The organism is Acinetobacter sp. V102_4 (assembly GCF_031799005.1).
Taxonomy (GTDB): Bacteria; Pseudomonadota; Gammaproteobacteria; order Pseudomonadales; family Moraxellaceae; genus Acinetobacter; species Acinetobacter calcoaceticus.
Map to the genome: position 1 here is coordinate 54,146 of NZ_JAVQNR010000050.1, position 20,373 is coordinate 74,518.

Genomic DNA, 20,373 nt, shown 5'->3' on the forward strand with positions numbered 1-20,373 from the left:
TGCATAAAAGCGCAGATATTTTAGCAAATATATGCGCTTTTAGGGGGAAAATGTTTCAAAAATTTTATTGGAGGCCTAAACCACCTGATTGAGCTTAAGCCAAACTCGCTCAATTGAGCTCAAAATACCTTTAGCATCCAACCCGCAGTCTTGTAACATTTGTCCGTGTGAAGCCTGTTGTAGGAACAAATCTGGCAATCCTAAATTAATGATAGGTTTCACAATTTGTTCTTGCGCCATAAACTCATTGACAGCACTACCGGCACCACCCATAACGGCATGCTCTTCAACTGTGACAAATAAATGAGTATTTTCAGCTAAATCACGAATCATTTTTTCATCAAGCGGCTTCACAAACCTCATATTTACAACACGCACGCCCACATCATGTTTTTGTGCAAATTGTTCAGCAGCCTCTATAGCAACCATCACTCTGCTGCCAAATGCCAAAATTGTAATCTGCTCTTCACAGCTAGTCTTTATTTCAGCAACGATTTCAGCTTTTCCTAATTCAATAGCAGTCAACTCTTGCTGAATTTCAACTCCTACACCAGCACCACGTGGGTAACGTACCGCAGCTGGTCCATTATAGACATAGGCTGTATGAAGCATCTGACGACATTCATTTTCATCTTTTGGCGCCATGATAACTATGTTTGGAACTGTACGCATGTATGCATAGTCATAGGCACCTGCATGAGTTGGACCATCTTCACCAACCAAACCAGCACGGTCAATCCCGAATGTCACATCAAGGTTTTGTAATGCAACATCATGAATAAACTGATCGTAACCACGCTGCAAGAACGTCGAATAGATTGCAACAACAGGCTTTAAGCCTTCACAAGCCATTCCTGCTGCAAGTGTTACAGCATGCTGTTCAGCAATCGCAACATCAAAGAATCTCTGTGGAAATTCTTTAGCAAACTGAACCATGCCTGAGCCTTCACACATCGCAGGTGTAATCGCGAGTAGACGTTCATCTTGCGCCGCCTCATCACATAACCACTGACCAAATACATCAGAATATTTAGGTGGTGTTTTACCTGCTGAGGTTGCATTAATTTTGCCAATTGCATGATAGGTAATCGGATCCGCTTCTGCAGGAGTAAAGCCTTTACCTTTTTTAGTATAGACGTGTACTAAACGTGGACCTTTACGCTTCTTCAGAGCATTAAATACTTGGGCCAGTTGATTTACGTCATGGCCATCAAATGGACCAAAGTAATCAAAACCAATTGCTTTAAATAAATTATCGGCCGCATCTGTTGCTGATTGATGCAAACGAGAGTTATAAGTCCATTTTGGATGTGGCTGTATATACGCTTCGCCGTCTTCATTAACGTTAACTAAATGACCTTTTTCCCAAATTGCAGCCAAATGTTTAGCAAAGCCACCTGTACTACAAGAAATTGACATGTCATTGTCATTGAGCACAACAATTAAATCGGCATTATGTGCAACAGCATCATTCATGGCTTCAAATGCCATACCCGCTGTCATTGCACCATCACCTACAATACAAACCACTTCACATGGGTCGTTTTGATAACGGCGTGCTAACGACATTCCTAAACCAGCTGAAATTGCTGTTGATGAATGCCCTACGCCGAATGTATCAAAAACTGATTCTTCTCTAGCTGGAAATGCCGCTAAACCATTTTTAGAACGAATCGTCGTCATTTGTTCACGACGACCTGTCAGGACTTTGTGCGGATAGGCCTGATGTCCTACATCCCAAACTAATCGGTCATTTGGTGTATTAAAGCAATAATGCAGCGCAACCGTCAGCTCAACCACGCCGAGATTAGCACCGAAATGGCCACCACTCTGGCCTGCTGCATATAAAATATATTGACGCAACTCATCAGCCACTTGAACCAATTGGCTATGCTCGAGCTGACGTAATTGTTGAGGATGATCAATTGCATCTAACAATGGCGTAACAGGGCGTTGAGTTGGAATTTCGGTATACAACATATGTGGCAAAGCCTTTATAAGCCTGGCAAATCCTAAGCTGGGTCAAAATGGGTCGATCATACAATCGAATGAAGTCACCTTCAATCAGCCACATTTGCGAACGAGGTCATGCAAAGCAGTCTCTCATACATCATGGGTATGGTTGGCAGATTATCCTGAATAATCTGACTATTTATCAACTATTATCGTCATCTTTATACAAAAAAGAAAACCTTAGTGTGCAAAATGATTATGACAATTCGACCAATCTCCCAGCATTACGCTATACTTTAAACCGTTTTCGGTTAAAAGATGAGTTAATCTGTGCCTATAGAGTTCATTGCAACATCAAAACTCCCGACCGCTTTTGGTGAATTCAATATTTCTGTTTTTCAAGATCCGGTATCAGGTGAAGAACATGTGGCACTTTCTAAAGGGTTAGAAAACCCACCCACAGGTCCTGTTTTGGTTCGTGTGCATTCAGAATGCTTAACAGGTGATGCATTTGCGTCATTAAAGTGCGATTGTGGCCCTCAATTACAAGCAACTCAAAAGCTCATCAACGAGGCAGGACAAGGCGTTATTTTATATTTACGTCAAGAAGGCCGTGGCATTGGACTGACCAATAAAATTCGCGCCTATGCCTTACAAGATCAGGGTCATGACACCGTAGATGCAAATTTACTTTTAAATTTACCTGCCGATGCACGTCGTTATGATATGTGTAGCATTATGCTCGATCACTTAGCAGTGAAAGAAGTAAAATTAATTACCAACAATCCTTTGAAAATTCAAGCACTCAAAGATCAAGGAATTAATGTGGTTGACCGCGTTCCATTAACGGTTGGACGCAACCCTTTTAATGAACAATATTTAAAAACCAAACGTGAACGTATGGATCACCTTTATCAAAAAGATGATTTTTTAAAAAAATAAATATTTAAAAAGCAATCGCAAGGGATTTCTGAGACATTTCTTAAAAATCCCTTACTTTTTTTATGGTTTTGTGCTTTGATGTATCTATCTCCTATCTCAATCATCTTTGAGGGTCACTATGCAACATCCGACTTCAACAGATATTCAACGTGTCCGCGAATTTCTCCTCGATTTACAAGCCCGTATATGTGCGGGTTTAGAACAACAAGAAAAAGCTGGCGGCGGTACGAGTGAATTTATTATTGATGATTGGGAGCGTCCTGAAGGTGGTGGTGGGCGTTCACGAGTTTTGCAAAATGGTACAGTGATTGAAAAAGGTGGTGTGATGTTTTCTCACATCAACATTAGTAAACTCCCCGCTTCAGCTACAGAAAGACACCCTCAAATTGCTGGTGCTAAAGCTCAAGCACTTGGTGTGTCATTAGTTATTCATCCTAAAAACCCCAATATCCCAACTTCTCATGCCAATGTACGTTTATTCGTTGCAGAGCCTGAAGGACAAGATCCAATTTGGTGGTTTGGCGGTGGTTTTGACTTAACACCGTTCTATCCAGATGAGCAAGATGTTGTCGATTGGCATCAAGCCGCTTACGACCTGTGTCAGCCTTTTGGTGACAATGTCTATGCTGAACATAAAAAATGGTGTGACGATTACTTCTATTTAAAACATCGCGATGAGCAACGTGGTGTCGGTGGCTTATTTTTTGATGATCTAAATGGCTGGGATTTCGAAACTTGCTTTAAATATATTCAAGCTGTAGGTAATGGCTATTTAAATGCCATTCTGCCAATTTTTGAAAAACACCGTGAACAGCCTTACACCGAAGCTCAACGTGAATTTCAGCTCTACCGCCGCGGCAGATATGTCGAATACAACTTAGTCTATGACCGCGGGACATTGTTTGGTTTACAAACAGGCGGACGTATCGAATCTATTTTAGTCAGCCTCCCTAACCTTGCAGGTTGGTCGTATCGTCCAGAATGGGATGAAGACTCTCAAGAGAAACGTTTAACCGATTATTACCTAAAACCACATGACTGGTTAAATCTAAAAGAAAAAGTCGCTTAATTTTTTGCTTTTTGGAGATTCTTTGGCTTCCACCCTAAAGAATCTCCTTTTTTATTTTCAATTTCTTTGTTTCTATTCAAATATTTTTTCTTATTCCAATTTGGCTTATAGTGAGGCCTGCTGAATATTCAGCACACGTTTTTAACTGCTTCATGCCATTTTAAAATTTTGGATATAAGAATGACCAAACAGTTTGCAGTAATTGGCAACCCAATCGAACAATCACGCTCTCCTGAATTGCATCATGCTTTCGCTCAAAAAACAGGTGTTGACCTCGACTATCAAAAACGTCTTGCCCCTCTTGATGGTTTTGAGCCGAGTATGCGTAGTTTCTTTGCAAATGGCGGAAGTGGCATGAACGTTACTGTGCCGTTTAAAGAACAGGCTTTCGCTTTGTGCGATGTGCTAACCGAGCGTGCTCAGATTGCAAAAGCAGTTAATACGTTATGGATGGAAAATGGCAAATTGCACGGCGATAATACTGATGGCCAAGGCTTGGTTGCCGCGATTCAAGCTTTAGACTGGAACCTAGAAAATACGACTATTTTAATTTTAGGAGCTGGCGGTGCAACTCGTGGTGTTATTTATCCACTAGTACAAGCTGGCGCAAAAAAGATTGTGATTGCAAACCGTACTCTAGCTCGTGCCGAACAACTTATAGATGACCTAAAAGTAGCCGTCCCACAAGCTCAATTACAAGCAATTTCTCTAAATGAGCTAGAAGGGAAATTTGATATTGTAATTAATGCGACTTCTGCAAGCCTCTCGGGTGATGCATTACAACTCCCAGAAACTTTAGAGTTTAAATATGCCTATGAAATGGCATATGGGAAACCATCTAGCTTCCTTGATCAAGCTAAACAACGCAATGTGCCCTCTTCTGAAGGTTTTGGGATGTTAGTCGGTCAGGCTATTGAATCCTTTTCTATCTGGAACGGCGTAAGACCTGAATTAAAAGATTTTCTATAAATATAAAAAAAGAACCTACATGATGTAGGTTCTTTTTTTACTTCATTTATTATTTTTTGGTTGTAACCATTTGCTGATAAACATCTCGGAAAATCTCATAATCAATAAATTCATTATGTTCAGGTTTTAAATTCTGAATTGTTTTTTCCGTAAGTTGCTGTTTACGTGCAGCGACATAAGCCTTACCTAAAATATCAGCAGTTTGTGATAACAATGGTTTTTCTTCAGCAGAAGCACCATTTTGTTGTTCAAATTGTAATTGATATTGTTTCGAGAAAAGCTGCTCAGGCTGCTTATATTGTTTCTGTAATTTTTGCCATGCTTCACGCCCTGCCTTACCTTGCATTGTTGTAATCACAATATGGTCTACAGCACGGCCTAAATCATTATCAAACTGATCTTCTTGTTCAAGATGATGCTTTTTCTGCAATGCCTCGATACGCTCTAAAGCCTTACCTTGAGGATTATAGGTTTCTTCTTCAGAGAACCAGTAAGCATAAACTTCGGCAATTTCTTGCAGCTGCTGAACTGAATAATAATTAATATATGACGGTTTTTCGGCAGTCAATTTTGCAATAAACACAGCCTTATACGTTTTGTCATAGGCACGTGTTGCATCATAAGTTTGGTTAGCCAACAGCGCCAGATTCGAATCTAAATCTTGTATATCGCTATGTGAGCCAACTGGATGTTCAGAAACATCACTCTGCCCAAGTTTTTCACTAAAACCTTTTACGAAGTTTTCAAATAAAGAACCTTTGCTTGCCTCTGCAACTGATTTAGCTTGTTTAAGTTGCTGCTGATTAATTGAGGTTGCTTTACCATAATTTAGAATTTGCATGTCTGCTTTAATATTAAAGCGATGGTTAAATTCAGCTGGTGTATATGCAATATCGTAATCTACGTTGACTGCACGGCCTTTTTCATCGAGTCCAACATCAATCGTAATTGGATTTCTTTGTTTTGGTAAAGCTTGTTCAATCTCTGCTTTATGCTTTAACCATAAAGCTTTAAATGCTTCATCATTCACAAACTGGTTCTGATCATAAGCGGCAAAAGTTTGTTTTAAAGCAGCTTGACGAGACTTGATCTGAGTTTTTTGGGTACTCTCTACGCTTTGATCAAGAACATCAACACCATATATTTGACAGTAATTAATATCCCCTAAAACTACTGGTTTTTTAAGGGTCTGTAATTCAACACATTGTTCTTCTGTAAGGGTTGGGCCGTCTTCATCTTGGGTAGTTTGTTCTGCATCCGCTACCGCAACATCAGCAGCATCCTCATCATGGCCTGAAGCAGAAGCTTCCTCTGCTGCTGCCGCTGCATCTTGAGCTGCACTTGATTGTTCTTCATCACCTTCCTCAGAAGCCAATGTACCGCCAAAATGAGCATTAATAAGTGAGTAAAGTTGTTGGCTGACTGCTGCGGCATCTTCAGAAGAAACCTTCTGCCCTTCGGCACCACCTGACTTTTTCTTAGCTTCAGAAGCGGCAAGCTCGGTTGCTATAGATTCAGCAATCTTTTGATCATCAAATCCTAAAACACTTTTTTGCAGGTATTTTTCATTGACTTGACCATATAGATCGACTTGTAGCAGTAACTCCTCAACCGTATCTTTTAAACGAATTTTTTCTACAATTCCTGCCTTACGGTCAGCGTCTGTAATTGGTAAACGTTGTAAATTTTGCGGATCAGCCAAACGATAAGACACGGCGCCAGAAGCCTTCGCATATTCAACGAACTTCTTCATATCAACGTTCGTAAATAGATCTTTATATTTCGAAAAATCAACATAGGCTAAGTTGTTTTGATTATCTTTATTCACCAAATAAGGCATTAATCCGAAATAATTAACGTAAAACTTATAATCCTTTAGATTAAGCACCATTGGCAATTTTGCCTGCACGAGCAAAGTCGGTTTTTCATATCTTGCAGTGAGGTTTAAAGATCCCATTTTTTGACGATAATGAACTGAACCATCGTAACTAAACTGGAGATCATTTAATAAATTGATTAATACGGCATTTACTTTTTCTGAACGTGATTCGCCAGATACACCTGAAATAGATTGCTCATTTGCAATTGCGGCATAAAGCGCCTGCTTCTGTTTTTTATTCAAATTAATTTTTTGTTCACGTAAATATTGATCTACTTTTTTTTGCACTTCAGCATCAAGTTGAGCACTTTTCTCTACAGTGCTTATTTTGTTGGGCTGATTTGAATCAACATTAACTTTAAAATGCCCGCGGTAGTCATAGCTTGGGTATTCATACATTGCATTCATACCCTGAATGACTTTTTGATCTAAATGAGCAGATGCCACTGATGGACGTAGGCTATGCTGCGCACATGCGGTCAAACCCAAACTGAATAAACATAAACTGAGATATTTTAAATGCATAACTTTTTTAAAACCTTATCGCTTTATCTTTTTAGCAAAACTTGCTAAAAATAAAAAAATAGTTGTTTTTTCACATAAAAGTATAAGTCCTGAATGTAGCAGAAAATGTATTTTCAGGTGTATTTATTTTCGACAAAATTCGCTTTTCTGACATTTCTTTCGGATGTGATTATCATTGTATTTTTATCATGCGAGTGAATAATCAAATCATCGATTCAGATAATCCCACAATGATTCAAAATTAGGATTAAAGCCATGCCAGCATATAAAGCCCCGCTACACGATATTCGCTTCTTAATGAATGAAGTATTAGATTACCCTGCTCACTACAAAACTTTATCAAATGGTGAAAATGCAGATCCAGATACCGTTGATATGATTCTTGAAGGTGCGGCAGATTATTGTGAAAACGTATTATCGCCACTTAACCAGTCTGGTGATGAAGAAGGTTGCCATTTTGACAACGGCGAAGTAACTACACCTAAAGGCTTTAAAGAAGCTTATGACCAGTTCGTTATGGGTGGTTGGCAAGGTCTTTCTTATCCAGAAGAATTTGGTGGTCAAGGCCTACCAATGTCTTTAAACCTCATCAAATCAGAAATGATGGGTACTGCAAACTGGTCATTTACGATGTACCCTGGCTTAAGTTCGGGTTGTATGAATACCATCTTGCAATTCGGTACCGATGAGCAAAAACAAACGTATATGCCTAAACTTGTTGAAGGAACTTGGAGCGGCACAATGTGCTTAACCGAACCTCAATGTGGTACCGACTTAGGGCAAGTTAAAACTAAAGCTGAACCTCAAGCAGATGGCACTTATAAAATCTCTGGTACAAAAATCTTCATTTCTGCCGGTGAACATGATTTAACTGAAAATATTATTCACATCGTACTTGCACGTCTTCCAGATGCGCCTGCTGGTACTCGTGGTATTTCATTATTTATCGTACCTAAATTCATACCTACTGCTGATAGTGGTATCGGTGAACGTAATGCAGTGACCTGTGGTTCAATCGAACACAAAATGGGGATCCGTGCTTCTGCAACTGCTGTACTAAACTTTGATAATGCCACTGGTTATTTAATCGGTGAAGTCAACAAAGGTTTACATGCAATGTTTACCTTCATGAATACAGCACGTATTGGTACTGCTGTTCAAGGTATTGCGCACGCTGAGTTATCGTTCCAAGGTGCATTACCTTATGCGAAAGATCGTATGTCTATGCGTGCACTTTCTGGTAAAAAAGAACCTGAAAGAGTTGCAGATGCCATCATTCATCATGCTGACGTACGTCGCCTGTTGTTGACTCAAAAAGCAATTGCTGAAGGTGGCCGTTCAATGATCTATCATGCTGCAAAACTTGCAGACAAAATGACAGATGCATTAACACGTGGCGACCAAGCTGCTTACGAAGACTACGATGATAAACTTGGTTTCTACACACCAATTTTGAAAGGTTTCTTGACTGAACTTGGTTTAGAAGCTGCAAACAATGGTATGCAAGTTTACGGCGGTCATGGCTACATCAAAGAATGGGGCATGGAACAAATCGCTCGTGATGCTCGTATCTCAACACTATACGAAGGTACAACAGGCATTCAAGCACTTGATTTGATTGGTCGTAAAGTATTGCTTAGCTCAAAAGGTAAAGTGGTTCGTGACTACACTGCTGAAATCTTAAAATTCTGTGCTGCACACGCACGTAATAAATACTTACGTCGTTTTGCTTGGGATTTAACTAAGCTTTGTGCTCAATGGAACACTTTAACAGTTCGTATTATGCTTGCTGCACGTAAAGACCGTGACATCGTATCTTCTGCTTCTGTAGATTTCTTGATGTTCTCAGGTTACGTGATGATGGCTTACTTCTGGGCGCAACAAGCAGTCATTGCTTCTGAAAAGCTTGAAGCAGGTGATGGTGCAGAAACGCCTGAATTCTATAAAGCAAAAATCAAAGTTGCAGACTTCTACTTTGACCGCATGTTACCTCGTACCCAAGGTCATGCAGAATCAATGGTGACAACCTCTCGCACATTAACATCATTACCAGTTGAACACTTTAGCTTCGACTACTAATGATTTTTAAATAGTGAAATGAAAAGAGCGCAATTCATCTTGCGCTCTTTTTTATTCAAGTAAAAATCTAATATTTATTCTTTAGTCAGAACATAAGCTTGCTTTGGAACAAAATAGTTTTGCTCCAAAAACTCACGGTTTTTACCGTAGTCGCTATAAAACAATTTTTCCAGATTCATAATCAATCTTTTTCTTGAATCAGTCTTAAAATAAAAATTAACTTTAGATAAAGGACAGTGAATGGTTAACTCATCCTCTCTTTCATCTACTTTCCAATTTAAATCAGGACATAACTGATTTACAGCAGTACTTTTAGCCCCATCTTTACTTCCCACTCGGCCAAAATGAATAACATTCCAATACGCCGATCCATTGGGTAATAAATTTAAAATGTACTCTGCCTCTCCAGATTCACAATCGGCAAAAGCATCCTTACATGAAATTCGGGTGTGATATCGCCCTACATATTGCAGTGAAATTCCGCTTAATTTTTTGGTTTGATCTAAATTTTCTTCAGGTAGAAAAGTACGTCCCGCCACATAATCTAATGTTTTTGTAGATGTACTATTTTTTATTAAATTTTCTTCATCGGTAGAACTTGGACTAGAGTGATCTTTGGAGTTGGTATGGTTTATGTCGCAAGCACTAAGTGTCAGGCACATCATAGTCCCTACAACCAAATGCTTAACTAAAAACCTAGACCGCTTCAAAAACATATACATTATTCACAGATAACAGCAACAACCATGTTTATATTCATTTCAGGCACGAGCCCATTGCTGCCATAAACCTTTAAGCCCTGAAAGGGTGCATTTTAGTTGATGTTAGTTTCCTTCATTCCAATCCTTTACATATTTTAACCATTTTACTTTTTAGAAGACTTTAAAACCGTTATTTCGTCTCCATATTTTTATTAAGCAAGAGAATAAGCAATTCCTTGTAACTTTTTATTTTTAAGGAGAATTAGATGGCCAGTTCTGGTTTATATCGCTCGAACCGACATAGCATGATCGCCGGTGTAATGGGTGGTATTGCTGAACGTTTTGGTTGGAACGTAACTTTACTACGCATTATTTTTGTTGTGATTTCAATTATGAGTGCGGCCTTTCCCGGAATCTTAGTTTATCTGGTTTTGTGGTTAGTCATTCCGAAAAAACAGCCAGAACATATTGAAGGCTATCGACAATCCGTCCGAACTATACATGAAGAGCAAACACGTTAATTAATTTTGGTCGCTACGGTTGCATCCCCTAATCAACCGTAGCTTTTTTTTGCTCTGTTTTTTTAGATTATATTTTACGGTTTAACTGTTGTTGTAAAGCAGCAATCATATCTGCGCGGCTGATCATTCCGATCAACTTCCGTTCTTCGACCACCGGAATATAATTAAAAGATTTTTCGACAAAATAAGGCACAAGATCTTGAATAGGCTGTGTTGGCAATACTGTCACCACTCTATGACTCATAATCTGTTTCACATAATGCTGCCAAGAGTTTCTTGGGTCCGCTGCACCTTTAAACCATTCCACAACTTCATATAAAGCTAAAGTTCCTACTAGATGATTGTCAGCATTTACCACTGGTAAGCTCATGAGATTAATATGCTTGAACTTATCCAGCGCCTGATGAATATCATCATCTTCATGCAGCTTAATCACATCACGGCTCATAATATCCTGACAGGTATATTGATTGACTATGCGTTCGTTGGCATGTTCTTGCGCATCTAAAATAATTTTTTCTAAATCGTACTGGCTAATATCTAACAGTTCAGTGTGGTGCTCTAAAGCGTATTCAATATCTTTCGGTTGAATCGATACTTTTTGAGTCGGTGTTGGGTCCTTGCTACGCTCATTGAGACGTGCGGTAACTGGATAATGTCTTCCAATTAATCTATTAAAAAAGACAGCGAAACCGAGTAAAAGTAACGAGTTGAGCAGAACCGGATAAAAAACGAAATAAAAGCCTAATTTATGAATTGCAGCACCACCTAACACAGCCGTAATCGCGACTGCACCACTTGGTGGATGCAAAGAGTCGGTGGTCATCATTAAAAATATGGCAAAACCCACAGCCACACTAAAAGCAGTGGTTAAATCAGGAATCCACTGTGCACAGGCAACCCCAATAATTCCGGCTAGCGTATTACCAACAATCACATTCCATGGTTGAGCCAATGGACTGGTTGGCACAGCAAATAACAGAACAGATGAAGCTCCCATTGGCGCAATGTACCAGGCATTAATTCCACCTAAAACATACCAGCTAATTAAGGAAGAAATTGCTAAACCACACAGTGCTCCAACACCGCAAAGCAACCGTTCTTTTAAGGGTAAAACTTTAAAATTTGGTTTTAAAATCTGTAACCATTCTCGCTGTATAACACTCACAGAACACCTTTGGGGATATGCCGTTATTTATAACGGGCAAAAGTATACGCCCAAAGCCATATAAAGTGCATTTAAATTATATCTTTCAAAGATAAGAAACTCTGTTGAACCATCTTTTGTTATTTTAAAACTTTAATATTCAATCAATTTTTCATTTAAATAACGCCAGTAGCGTTTAGGTAAATATTGCACATGGAGTTTTATATTTTGGCGTTCAGTAATATTCACGCTCTTAAAATAATCTTTCCAAAGCTGGTCATATAAAACTTCCTGCTCATCAAGCTCAAGCTGAAAGCTTTGACTCATTCCGTTATTTAAATTACGGTCAACCTCAGAAGCTTCAAGCGAAACCTCATGTATTTCCCGTAAATCATAATAAAGTCCAAACTTACGTTTCTCATCATAAATGAGCCAACGCTGATCTTGATAACGCCGTTTAAAATGCGGCTGAATGAGCGGTAAAACATTAAAATCGGGACGTACCAAGCTTAAAAACAGCTCATCTTTGGTTTTCTTAAAACGGATAAAAGCTTCCATCCGATGCTTTTCTCGCCCTACCTTTTTCGTCCACTGCGAAATTGCTAAAACACTTGGGTGCGAATAATCTTTTTCTATCGAGGAGTGACTAGTAAAAACGTAAATACAGTAATTAAATAAATGCTGATAGGCATCTAAAGACTCAGATAAATAAGCAAAATAAAATTGCCTTAAAGAAGACGAAGAAAGCTTTTTTTGCAGCGCGAACCACACACGTTCAGCATGTTGCTCGTTATTTGAAACCTCAATTTTATCGGCAAATAAACCATGTTGAGCCGCATCATTCAAACAGAGTCTGACCTGTAATTCTTTAAATTGAAATGCACGAAAAACGCAGCTCAGTAACCCGACCATTGAACCATCAAAATAGTAAGCCACTTCATCATTAAACATGGCTAAAACCCAAGGCTTAATTGGGGCGAAAGCTGCTGCACATATTTCGATGAACCCTGCGTTAAAATTTGCTGTCGAATAAAACTTGAAGATAATTCTTTTTGGAATTTTGGACTGTCTTCACAGTGGATAAAGAATTTTGCTCGCTGATAAGCGACACCTAACTTTTTAAGTAAATCGATGTGGATTTTGCCAAAGCGACGAGCCTGAACAATTTTCTTAGCCGATTTCACCCCAATGCCGGGTACACGTAAAATCATTTGATAATCTGCACGGTTTAGATCTACTGGAAACTGCTCAGGATGCCTTAAAGCCCAACTTAATTTTGGGTCGACATCCAGATCTAAGTTTGGGAATTTTTCATTGACGATTTCATTGACCTGAAAGCCGTAAAAACGCATCAGCCAATCACTCTGATAGAGTCGGTTTTCCCGCAATAATGGAGGTGCAGAACCCACTGCTGGCAAGTAATTATTTTCGGTATTAATTGGAATATAGCCAGAGAAATAGACCCGTTTGAGCTTGAATTCTTTATAGTGCTTATCTGCCATAAACAAGACATCTTGGTCTGACTCTTGATGAGCACCCACTACCATTTGCGTGGTCTGCCCTGCTGGCACATATTTCGGTACATGCTTAATAATTTGTCGCTCATCCTTAAGCTGGATGAGCCTGTCACGTACTAACCCTAAATCTTTTTGCACTTCCTGATGAGATTTTTCTGGTGCAAAAGTCTTTAGCCCAATTTCAGTCGGCATCTCTAAATTAATACTCATCCGGTCAGCATATAAACCTGCTTCATGAATAAGTTCAGGCGATGCTCCCGGAATGGTTTTTAGGTGAATATAGCCATTAAAATTTTCTTCAAGGCGCAACTTCTTCACGACTTGAAGCATACGCTCCATTGTATGGTCGGCCGATTTAAAAATGCCCGAGCTTAAAAATAAGCCTTCAATATAATTACGGCGGTAAAAATTAATGGTTAAGTCCACCACCTCTTGCACCGTAAATGCTGCACGCTGGACGTCATTGGAACGACGTGAAACACAATAAGCACAGTCAAAAATACAAACATTGCTAAATAGAATTTTTAAGAGAGATACACAGCGGCCATCTTCGGTATAGCTATGGCAAATTCCTGAATGACTGGCATCACCTAGACCTTTATCTTTGTTTTTACGGTCACTGCCACTTGATGAACAAGACACATCATATTTAGCAGCATCAGCAAGAATTTGTAGTTTTTCTCGAATGCGATCAGACATATCAAACGACTCATTTATGGCATCGTTTAAAAAATATCATTTTGCATTCTTAAATTTAATCCAGTGAAGTACGCTATGCGTCATGAGGTGACGTTTAAAATAATCCGTCTTAATTAACGTATTCTTCTAGTTGCTTTACACACGCTGCATACTCTTGCATTGGGCAATATGAATACATCGGTGAGCCAATGTATGAACCTGCATTATTACATTCCTGATCTACATAAGCTTTCCAAAGTCGCTAAGATTTTAAAATATCTTGGTAACGCTCTGGCTGTTGATATTCTTCGCTTTGTGTACGAATTTGATCAATCAAAGCAACAATTTTTTCTTCATAAGTCTTTTTAGCTTGTTCAGAACAGCTATGCACGACCATGTTGTTAATGCTTTCAAGCTTCATTTCTTTAATCGTCTGATCAACACATTGGTTATATTCATCTTGCTCATCAGTGTCGGTTTGTGCGTATAGCCATGGACTACAAAAAAGACTGGATAAAACAATGAGTTTGCAGCAAAATTTCAGCATAACTAATTCTCGATTCTATAATTTTTAATATGCTTCAATATAACAAAAATTCTGTAACAGTTGCCTATCGGTATTTAGACATAATAAAGGGACTATTCTTCGCTCCTATACCAGTGCTTATTATTTTGACTTCAACGAGCTCTATGCTTACTTATTTATTCATTATATATCTGTTCTTTTTACCATTCCTTATAGCAACGTCTATATTACTAAATAAATTCAAGCTTCTAAATTTCATAACAATATATTTAACAGCACTAGGTATACTCCTCATCTTTAATAGGCTTGCTAACTTATCCTTTAAGACCTTTTTTTCCGAACTTATTTTTAGTTGGATTGGAATCTCTACACTAATTACAGCTTTTAATTTTTGGGCATTATTGACTTGGTATAACTATAAAGATAATAAGACCAAAGAGCAGAACATCAACATTGAATGAACGCTCTGCTAATTGAATATAAAATCCTTATAAGTTGAAATTTCTTCAGCAATAGAAAACTATTCATTTCTCTTATTTATGAAATAGTCCCAACCATTCTATATGGAGGCAGCTTAAAGCTTTACTGATTTTTACAGGTGTTCGGATAGGTTTCATCAACTTTAAGATCAATATTATAAACCGGTTGTATTGGTATCTCCTCTGTACGGTAAGAGCACATATCACGCCATTTCATTGCTTCCTCTTTATCCTTAGGTAGACCATTTAACCCAGAATAATAATTTTGAAACATATTTTCTTGACCATTCGCATAACCAAGATTGGCGGCTTTAATATACCAATCTGTTGAAACTTTACCATTTTCTGCTACGCCTAAACCCTGTTGATAAAGAACCCCTATATTATTCATCCCTGCTGGATTACCCTGCTCAGCAGCTTTTGTATACCAATACATTGCTTTTTTATAGTCTGTATCTACACCATAACCTAGATGATAAAACGTACCTACCCTGAACTGAGCATCAGCATTGCCTGCTTGCGCAGCCTCTTCAGAGAGTTTGAACATCTTAGGTACAAAAGCACTTAAGTCTTCTTTCCGATAATAAAGCGTAGTCAAATTCAATTTAGCTAAAGCACTCCCTTGTTCAGCCGCTTGTTGAAAGAGCTTTTCAATTTCTAAGGCTTTTTTTGCTTCAGTGGCCTCATCACCCTCTTTACTTCGAATCCACTCATTTCTATTTTTATAATATAATAATGCAGCATAATTATTCAGCTCATCTGCATTTAACTTGTTGAAATTGTAGTTATATTTAGCTGAATAATAAATCCAATTATTCTTTAAATAGTAAAAGCCAACAAAGCCTAAAAATAATATTAAAATTCCAAAATAATATTTTTTCAAATTCATTCTAAAATAATCTAATTCAAACCATGAAAAATTATCCTATCAAAAGATGTATTAAATACAAAAGATAATAATCTTATTTTAATGGTTCATGGACATTATCAACAGATCATTTTAGAATTTAAAAAACATAACCTACTATGATTAAGATGAATCCGACAACGCCAAATATCGAATACCAACCTAAAATTGCTCTTATTATTACCCCTCTTATTCCGATCAGCCTCTTAATTTTATTGTCTGTCCTTACTGGCAAGTTTGCACTTGATCTCCTCTATATTATTGGAATCTTTGTTGGTACTTATTATATTATCTTATTCCCATTACTACTTAAGATATGCCAAGTACTCATTACTAAAAACCGCTTTATCTTTCCATTAATGTGGTTAGGTGCACATGTATCATTTAGCTTGATTTATTTCTTTTTAGCGATCTATGAAAATATTTCTCATAATTTACCAATATTTGATTATGTATTCCCAACTGTTGGACGTACTTTGATCTCAACCTCTACATTCACTGTAAGTTTTATTCTTAGCCTCATTTTTTGGTTTTTTGCCTCATTTCAACCTCGATTAAAAGCAAAACATGTAGGAAAATCCCAGCTAAATGACAGCCAATAATTTTTTATAGGTATAGAAACTAGTCTTTGCCACTCCCCCACAAAATCCTTATACTTAGGGGCAATTTTTCTCATAAATTCGTGGATGCTACATGAGTCGCGCCATCTCGCACATTGATACATTTCAGGGCTTAATTCTTGCCCTACAAAACTATTGGGCCGAACAAGGCTGCGTCGTATTACAACCTTACGACATGGAAATGGGCGCTGGAACATTCCACACCGCAACATTCTTACGTGCTTTAGGGCCTGAGACTTGGAATGCTGCGTACGTTCAACCTTCACGTCGTCCAAAAGATGGCCGCTATGGTGAAAACCCGAACCGTTTGCAACACTACTACCAGTTCCAAGTAGTACTTAAGCCAAACCCAGACAACATCCAACAGCTTTATCTTGATTCTTTAAAAGCAATCGGGATTGATACGCTTACTCACGACATTCGTTTCGTAGAAGACAACTGGGAATCTCCAACACTTGGTGCTTGGGGCTTAGGCTGGGAAGTTTGGCTTAACGGCATGGAAGTGACTCAGTTCACTTACTTCCAGCAAGTGGGTGGCGTTGAATGTTACCCAGTAACAGGCGAAATCACTTACGGCTTAGAACGTCTTGCGATGTACCTTCAAGGTGTTGACTCGGTTTATGACCTTGTTTGGACCAAAGGCCAATTCGGTACTGTGACTTACGGCGACGTATTCCATCAAAATGAAGTTGAGCAATCGACTTATAACTTTGAATACGCTCCAGTTGAAAAACTATTTGAACTCTTTGACTTTTATGAGTCAGAAGCAAATCGTTTAATTGAAGCAAAACTTTCTCTTCCTGCTTATGAGCAAGTGGTTAAAGCGTCTCACACCTTTAACTTGCTTGATGCACGTGGCGCAATTTCTGTAACTGAGCGTCAGCGCTACATTTTACGTGTACGTACTTTAGCTCGTGCGATTGCACAAAGTTATGTACAAGCACGTGCAGAGCTTGGCTTCCCAATGGCAGAACCACACTTACGTGATGAAGTATTGGCACAGCTAAAAGCACAAGCTGAAAGTGAAGCAGCAAAGGCGGAGAAAAACTAATGAGCAAACATACTGTTTTATTCGAACTTGGCTGTGAAGAGCTTCCACCGAAAAGCTTGAAAACTTTACGTGATGCATTACAGGCAGAAACGGTAAAAGGCTTAAAAGATGCAGGCTTAAACTTCGCATCAATTGAGGCTTATGCAGCTCCACGTCGTTTAGCGCTTAAAATTGTTGATATCGATGCTGCTCAAGCTGATACACAAAAACGTTTTGACGGCCCTGCTGTTCAAGCGGCTTATGATGCAGAAGGCAAACCGACTAAAGCACTTGAAGGCTTTATGCGTGGTCAAGGGATTACAGTTGACCAGCTTTCTACGTTCCAAGCAGGTAAAGTTGAAAAAGTTTGTTATTTAAAAGATGTAAAAGGTCAAAGCCTTGATGCTTTACTTCCACAGATTTTACAAACTGCGTTAGACAATTTACCAATTGCTAAGCGTATGCGTTCTGCTGCAAGCCGTACCGAATTTGTACGTCCAGTGAAATGGGTTCTCTTACTTAAAGATGACCAAATTGTTGACGCGACTATTCAAGATCACAAAGCTGGCAATGTGACTTATGGTCACCGTTTCCATGCACCTGAAGCTGTGACTTTAGCGCATGCAAATGACTATTTAGCTGCTTTAGAAAAAGCTTACGTTGTTGCGAACTTTGAAAAACGTCAAGCAACCATTCAAGAACAAGTGAAAAAGTTAGCTGATGAAGTTAACGCGACTGCGATTGTTCCAACTGACTTACTTGATGAAGTAACAAGCCTCGTTGAATGGCCTGTAGCTTTACGTGCAAACTTTGAAGAGCGCTTTCTTGCTGTTCCTCAAGAAGCACTCATTACGACAATGCAAGACAACCAGAAGTATTTCTGCTTGATCAATAGCGAAGGTAAATTACAGCCTTACTTCATTACTGTTTCAAATATTGAGTCTAAAGACCCGATTCAAATTATTGAAGGTAACGAAAAAGTTGTCCGCCCTCGTTTGTCTGATGCTGAATTCTTCTTCTTACAAGATCAAAAGCAACCGCTTGCATCTCGTAAAGAAAAACTAGCAAACATGGTATTCCAAGCACAACTCGGTACGCTTTGGGATAAATCAACACGTATTGCAAAACTTGCTGTTGCATTATCTTCAATTACAGGTGCAAACCCATCGGATGCTGAAAAAGCTGCATTACTTGCTAAATGCGACTTAACTTCAGAACTGGTAGGTGAGTTCCCAGAACTTCAAGGTATTGCGGGTACTTACTACGCGCGTATTGAAGGCGAAAACACTGAAGTTTCAGAAGCTTTAGGCGAACAATATTTACCAAAATTCGCTGGAGATGTTTTACCAAAAACCAAAACTGGTACAACGATTGCCCTTGCTGACCGTTTAGATACGCTAGTTGGTATTTTCGGTATTGGACAAGCACCTACAGGTTCTAAAGACCCGTTTGCTCTTCGTCGTTCAGCAATTGGTATCTTACGTTTAATCATTGAAAATGAATTGGACGTAACTATTGAAGAACTGGTAAATCTTGCACTTCAAGGTTATGGCGACATCGTTAAAGACCACGACAAAACTCGTGCTGATGCGGTTGCATTCTTGGAAGGTCGTTACCGTGCCAAGTATGAAGACCAAGGCGTTGCTGTTGATGTGCTTCAAGCGGTTCAAGCACTTGCACCAAAATCTCCACTTGATTTTGACAAGCGTGTAAATGCTGTAAACCATTTCCGTGCTCTGCCGGAAGCTGCTGCACTTGCTGCTGCAAACAAACGTGTTGCTAACATTCTTGCAAAAGAAGCAGCGCCAGAAGGTTCAGTAGTCGAAGCTAACTTAGTTGAAGATGCTGAAAAAGCATTATTTGCTGAGCTTCAAGCAGTTACTCCAGTTGTTGAGCCATTACTTGCGGCAAAAGACTACACGGCTGCTCTTTCTAAGCTTGCAGCACTTCGCGCGCCGATTGATGCATTCTTTGATGGTGTCATGGTAATGGCAGATGATGCTGACCTGAAGACAAACCGTTTACGTTTATTGGCTCAGTTACGTAACTTGTTTACTGCTATCGCTGATGTGAGTGTGTTGCAAGGCTAAGCCTTAATTGGTTGTAAATTAATGAGAACCCCTCTATAAATTAGTGGGGTTTTTTAATATTAAGAATAAATCAGCAGTCATCATAATGAATCCCACTTCAATTAAAAAGTTTTACCGTATAGATGCTTACCTTGTTCTTTGCCACACCCTTTTGCTGGCATTCGGTTATGGTCTATGGAAGCTATATCCTCATATACAGACCAAACCAGATATGAGCGGCCTGTTCTTTATGATTATCTCTATTCTAGGCGGTTTTGCAGGGCTGATTATGCTAGCTGTAACTCTGCCTCGTTTAGATCGTTCTGTTCGTAATTTATCAGTGAACAAATTTATTTTGGCTCTGTTGTATTGGATTTCTAGTACCATTATTTTCGTGCTATTTGGCATCAGCAAATTCTTCTTCAATAATCCGCTAGTTTTGCTGGTTTTTGTTTTGGTTTTTTTCAGCAGTGTTTATCTTTCGGTGATTCGCCTTGCAGATATGCGTAAAAAAGACTGGCTGATCTTAAGCGGAATTTTTGGAGCTATTGTGCTGTTCTTCTTTTTGCCAGAGCTTTAGGAAATGGTTTAAGTAAAGATGCTGAGCTTGTAATACTTTGTGTACCTAACAATACCTTCTTTGATGGCGTGATGGTTATGGCAGATGATGCTGACCTGAAGGCAAACCGTTACGCTTATTGGCTCAGTTACGTAACTTGTTTACTGCTGTGGCTGATGTGAGCGTGTTGCAGGGTTAATTAC

At 38.9% G+C, this 20,373-nt stretch carries 16 protein-coding genes and 2 pseudogenes; 10 read left to right on the forward strand and 8 right to left on the reverse strand.

What is annotated here, in order from left to right; all coding sequences use genetic code 11:
* Positions 1-75 precede the first annotated feature (75 nt).
* Entirely contained in the window at positions 76-1,980 is a 1,905-nt protein-coding gene (dxs, locus tag RMB13_RS15060) for a 1-deoxy-D-xylulose-5-phosphate synthase (RefSeq protein ID WP_311085646.1), read from the reverse strand.
* 303 nt (positions 1,981-2,283) lie between these two features.
* On the opposite strand from dxs, the gene ribA reads away from it, so the two are divergent.
* The 3 genes from ribA to aroE all read left to right on the forward strand — a co-directional run bounded on the left by ribA (position 2,284) and on the right by aroE (position 4,933).
* Positions 2,284-2,895 carry a GTP cyclohydrolase II gene (gene ribA / locus RMB13_RS15065; RefSeq protein ID WP_017391003.1) on the forward strand — a complete coding sequence of 204 codons (612 nt, stop codon included), beginning with the start codon at positions 2,284-2,286 and terminating at the stop codon, positions 2,893-2,895.
* Positions 2,896-3,013: 118 nt separating this feature from the next.
* Positions 3,014-3,964, forward strand: coding sequence for an oxygen-dependent coproporphyrinogen oxidase (gene hemF, locus RMB13_RS15070; RefSeq protein ID WP_311085647.1), 951 nt, complete (start codon positions 3,014-3,016; stop codon positions 3,962-3,964).
* Positions 3,965-4,144: 180 nt separating this feature from the next.
* Positions 4,145-4,933 (forward strand): shikimate dehydrogenase, encoded by a 789-nt coding sequence (gene aroE, locus RMB13_RS15075; protein WP_311085648.1) that lies wholly within the window; start codon positions 4,145-4,147, stop codon positions 4,931-4,933.
* A gap of 49 nt (positions 4,934-4,982) precedes the next feature.
* On the opposite strand, the gene RMB13_RS15080 is transcribed toward aroE, so the two are convergent.
* Complete coding sequence (locus RMB13_RS15080; protein WP_311085649.1) at positions 4,983-7,337, reverse strand: hypothetical protein; 2,355 nt, start codon at positions 7,335-7,337, stop codon at positions 4,983-4,985.
* Between the two features lie 255 nt (positions 7,338-7,592).
* Between RMB13_RS15080 and RMB13_RS15085 the strand changes: the two genes are divergently transcribed.
* The gene (locus tag RMB13_RS15085; RefSeq protein WP_003653705.1) at positions 7,593-9,416 is read left to right on the forward strand and encodes an acyl-CoA dehydrogenase C-terminal domain-containing protein; all 1,824 of its coding nucleotides are present in this window, start codon (positions 7,593-7,595) and stop codon (positions 9,414-9,416) included.
* Between the two features lie 74 nt (positions 9,417-9,490).
* On the opposite strand, the gene RMB13_RS15090 is transcribed toward RMB13_RS15085, so the two are convergent.
* Positions 9,491-10,132 carry a hypothetical protein gene (locus RMB13_RS15090; RefSeq protein WP_281836153.1) on the reverse strand — a complete coding sequence of 214 codons (642 nt, stop codon included), beginning with the start codon at positions 10,130-10,132 and terminating at the stop codon, positions 9,491-9,493.
* 251 nt (positions 10,133-10,383) lie between these two features.
* Between RMB13_RS15090 and RMB13_RS15095 the strand changes: the two genes are divergently transcribed.
* Positions 10,384-10,638: a PspC domain-containing protein gene (locus tag RMB13_RS15095; protein WP_005038434.1), complete on the forward strand. Its 255-nt coding sequence runs from the start codon at positions 10,384-10,386 to the stop codon at positions 10,636-10,638.
* Between the two features lie 67 nt (positions 10,639-10,705).
* Here the strand turns inward: RMB13_RS15095 and RMB13_RS15100 are convergent, their stop codons facing one another.
* From RMB13_RS15100 to RMB13_RS15120, 5 genes and pseudogenes are all read right to left on the reverse strand, one after another.
* Positions 10,706-11,806 carry an HPP family protein gene (locus RMB13_RS15100; RefSeq protein WP_004639579.1) on the reverse strand — a complete coding sequence of 367 codons (1,101 nt, stop codon included), beginning with the start codon at positions 11,804-11,806 and terminating at the stop codon, positions 10,706-10,708.
* 132 nt (positions 11,807-11,938) lie between these two features.
* Positions 11,939-12,736 carry a TIGR03915 family putative DNA repair protein gene (locus RMB13_RS15105; protein ID WP_311085650.1) on the reverse strand — a complete coding sequence of 266 codons (798 nt, stop codon included), beginning with the start codon at positions 12,734-12,736 and terminating at the stop codon, positions 11,939-11,941.
* Positions 12,737-12,738: 2 nt separating this feature from the next.
* Positions 12,739-14,001 carry a putative DNA modification/repair radical SAM protein gene (locus RMB13_RS15110; protein WP_004639582.1) on the reverse strand — a complete coding sequence of 421 codons (1,263 nt, stop codon included), beginning with the start codon at positions 13,999-14,001 and terminating at the stop codon, positions 12,739-12,741.
* A gap of 109 nt (positions 14,002-14,110) precedes the next feature.
* A pseudogene (locus tag RMB13_RS15115) lies at positions 14,111-14,527 on the reverse strand (lysozyme inhibitor LprI family protein).
* A gap of 561 nt (positions 14,528-15,088) precedes the next feature.
* Positions 15,089-15,874 carry a tetratricopeptide repeat protein gene (locus tag RMB13_RS15120; protein WP_311085651.1) on the reverse strand — a complete coding sequence of 262 codons (786 nt, stop codon included), beginning with the start codon at positions 15,872-15,874 and terminating at the stop codon, positions 15,089-15,091.
* A 137-nt stretch (positions 15,875-16,011) separates the two neighbouring features.
* On the opposite strand from RMB13_RS15120, the gene RMB13_RS15125 reads away from it, so the two are divergent.
* The 5 genes and pseudogenes from RMB13_RS15125 to RMB13_RS21870 all read left to right on the forward strand — a co-directional run.
* A complete protein-coding gene (locus tag RMB13_RS15125) occupies positions 16,012-16,494 on the forward strand; it encodes a hypothetical protein (protein ID WP_003653714.1) in 483 nt (160 codons plus the stop codon).
* Between the two features lie 91 nt (positions 16,495-16,585).
* Complete coding sequence (gene glyQ / locus RMB13_RS15130; RefSeq protein WP_002044989.1) at positions 16,586-17,563, forward strand: glycine--tRNA ligase subunit alpha; 978 nt, start codon at positions 16,586-16,588, stop codon at positions 17,561-17,563.
* A complete protein-coding gene (gene glyS, locus RMB13_RS15135) occupies positions 17,563-19,632 on the forward strand; it encodes a glycine--tRNA ligase subunit beta (RefSeq protein ID WP_311085652.1) in 2,070 nt (689 codons plus the stop codon). The genes glyQ and glyS overlap by 1 nt, the downstream gene beginning before the upstream one ends.
* A gap of 85 nt (positions 19,633-19,717) precedes the next feature.
* A complete protein-coding gene (locus RMB13_RS15140) occupies positions 19,718-20,191 on the forward strand; it encodes a hypothetical protein (protein WP_132070392.1) in 474 nt (157 codons plus the stop codon).
* Positions 20,170-20,369 (forward strand): annotated as a pseudogene (locus RMB13_RS21870) (hypothetical protein); the annotation flags it as partial. The gene RMB13_RS15140 and the pseudogene RMB13_RS21870, both read left to right, overlap by 22 nt.
* Positions 20,370-20,373 lie beyond the last annotated feature (4 nt).